We start from the raw sequence: 2,600 nt of genomic DNA, 5'->3' as shown, positions 1-2,600 counted from the left end.
GTGCAAAAAATCTATCAAACTTGGACATACTGATATTATCAATCTACAAAAGGACGTGATCAGTATGAAAAAGCAAAATTTATTTAAGTGGAAACCAAATAAGGCAAGTGAAATATCTTAATAACATCGTGGAACAAGATCATCGTTTTATCAAGAAACGAGTTCGCCCTATGTTAGGACTGAAATCACTTCGTACAGCTAATTGCATTTTAGGTGGCGTTGAAGCTATGCATATGATGAGAAAAGGGCAACTTCACCAAAGGGTGAAGTCTGCCCGAAATGAAGCTGAATTTATTCGTAAATTGTTTGGATTAACTGTTTAACCTCTCAGTTAACAGAACATTGCCGTTCTATGTTTCTGGTAAAGTATTTTTGTACCAGAACCCCTAAAATCAATAAGTCTAAAACTGACTTGATACTTGAGTTACTTAATCAAAGAAAAACGAAACAGGAAATTGCTGATTTCTTAAATGTTGACAGAACCACTATTTATCGCACATTAAAACGAAATGGTTATTAAGGGTACAACACCATACCGAGAAATTTGTGTCTAAATGTAAGAATTTCCCGATATGGATGCTCCTTCTATTCCTAGAAACGCCCATTAGAAACCCCATAGTTCATTAATCAAATTCCATTTTATATAAATTATGTGACGGGCTAGAGCAGCAACCCTGTGATTACCCCTAAAACGGTTGTCGCTTTTCTCGATTTGCAATAAATAAAAAGAAAAGATTAAAATAAGAAAATAACTAATCCTCACAAAAAAATATTATGTCTATAAATAATAAGGGAGAAACTAACATGACAAAAGAAAATGAAATTAACAATGAAAAAGAGTTGTCATTAGAACAACGTGAAGAATTACTCAGAGTATTGAAAGCTCGTTTTGAGAAAAACATGAACCGCCATAAAGGTCTTGAATGGGCTAAAGTTCAAGCTAAGCTGGATGCTAATACTAAAAAACTATGGTCACTCAATGAAATGGAAAGAACTGGCGGTGAACCGGATGTTGTTGAGTATGATAAAAAGAAGGGTGAATACATTTTTTATGATTGTTCAGTGGAAAGCCCTAAAGGTCGCAGAAGTGTTTGTTACGATCGTGAAGGGCTAGAGTCAAGAAAAAAACATAAACCAGAAAATAATGCTATTGATATGGCAAGTGCTATGAACATTGAACTATTAACGGAAGAACAATACCGAGCGTTGCAGAATCTTGAAGGTTTCGATAAGAAAACGTCGAGTTGGGTGCAAACACCGACTGATATTAGAGAACTCGGTGGTGCCCTTTTTTGCGATTGTCGCTTTGGGCACGTCTTCGTGTATCACAATGGAGCAGAATCCTATTATGCCGCCAGAGGGTTTCGTGGCTCGCTAAGGGTTTAAATTTTGCAAAGACAGCTAAATTTGAATTTGAGGATGGATCAGTAGGGGGTACAGACCCATAGCCATCAACTTAAGGAAATGCATAAAATAACAAAATTAGGACACCCTTTCATGCAGTACTGCATGAAAGGGTGTCCTAATTTATGTCTACAAACAATTGTATGTTAATTGAAGAGCTACGCATACTTGGTGAAGAATTTCGAAATAAATTCTCTGTTCATCATTTACAGGAACTTGCGTATCAAACAGGTATGATTAAACGAAAACGAAAGTTTCGGGCACAGGACCTTGTATCACTCTGTGTGTTTCTTGGTCAGACAATCAGCTCTGAATCCTTAGCCAGTCTTTGTACAAAACTGAACGAAGCCACAGGTACTTGCATCTCAACTGAAGCACTCAATAAACGTTGGAATGAGCGAACTGTAGCGTTCCTCAAAAGGTTGTTTCTGCATGTTTTCCAGCAAAAGGTGTGTCCCACTCCAGCATTATCTAGTCGATTTTCACAAATTCGCATTTTAGACTCGACATCCTTTCAATTACCAGTTTCCTATGCTGAGAGCTATAAAGGAACTGGGGGAAACAGTTCTGAAGCAGGTGTGAAGATTCAGTTGGAGTATGAGCTACTCTCTGGAGAATTTCTAGAAATGGAGGTAGATCACGGCACTAGTAACGACGCAAAATATGGGCAAGAACGAACCAAGACCTTACAAGCTGGAGATCTCGAACTCCGTGACCTTGGTTATCATTATATTGGTGATTTAGACAAGATCACAATGTGTAGAGCTTACTACATATCTAGGATTCGGTGGAACACGCAAGTATATCAAAAAGGAGAAGATGGGAATTGGATTTTATTAAACATAGAAACTTTAACGAAGGATTTACAAGAAGGAGAAACCCTAGAGTTACCAGAAGTGTACATCGGATTGAAATACAAACATCGAACTAGGCTGGTTTTATACCGCCTGACACAAAGTGAGTGGAATAAACGTTTGGCACACCATAAAAAAACAAACAAGAAGATACCGAAAGCTGCGAGCAGAGTAAATCTATTAGTAACCAACACTTCTTCAGAGAAACTGCCAGCTACAGAAGTGTACGCCTTCTACTCGTTACGGTGGCAAGTGGAAATTCTGTTTAAAACATGGAAATCTATTTTTCAAATTCATGAAATCAAACCAATGAAGTTAGAACGATTTCAGTGTCATTTATAT

General features: G+C 37.5%; 3 protein-coding genes and 1 pseudogene. All 4 read left to right on the top strand.

The annotated features are described in order from the left end of the window. Window positions 1-89 precede the first annotated feature (89 nt). Window positions 90-323: pseudogene (locus tag H280_RS24280) on the top strand (DDE-type integrase/transposase/recombinase); the annotation flags it as partial. A 29-nt stretch (window positions 324-352) separates the two neighbouring features. Beyond that, a complete protein-coding gene (locus tag H280_RS25530; RefSeq protein ID WP_231401811.1) occupies window positions 353-520 on the top strand; it encodes a helix-turn-helix domain-containing protein in 168 nt (55 codons plus the stop codon). Window positions 521-804: 284 nt separating this feature from the next. Further along, window positions 805-1,386 carry a DUF4256 domain-containing protein gene (locus H280_RS0122730; protein WP_020063387.1) on the top strand — a complete coding sequence of 194 codons (582 nt, stop codon included), beginning with the start codon at window positions 805-807 and terminating at the stop codon, window positions 1,384-1,386. Window positions 1,387-1,529: 143 nt separating this feature from the next. Next, window positions 1,530-2,600: IS4 family transposase (locus tag H280_RS0122725; RefSeq protein ID WP_020063386.1), on the top strand; the 1,071-nt coding region annotated here is incomplete at its 3' end.

This window comes from Bacillus sp. 123MFChir2, from assembly GCF_000383235.1.
GTDB lineage: Bacteria > Bacillota > Bacilli > Bacillales > Bacillaceae_G > Bacillus_A.
Note: the sequence above shows the minus strand (reverse complement) of the source record. Positions and strands in the feature narration are given on the sequence as shown.

Coding starts and splice junctions, on each gene's coding strand:
- H280_RS25530 (WP_231401811.1), top strand. CDS start 353: ATGTTTCTGGTAAAGTATTTTTGTACCAGAACCCCTAAAATCAATAAG.
- H280_RS0122730 (WP_020063387.1), top strand. CDS start 805: ATGACAAAAGAAAATGAAATTAACAATGAAAAAGAGTTGTCATTAGAA.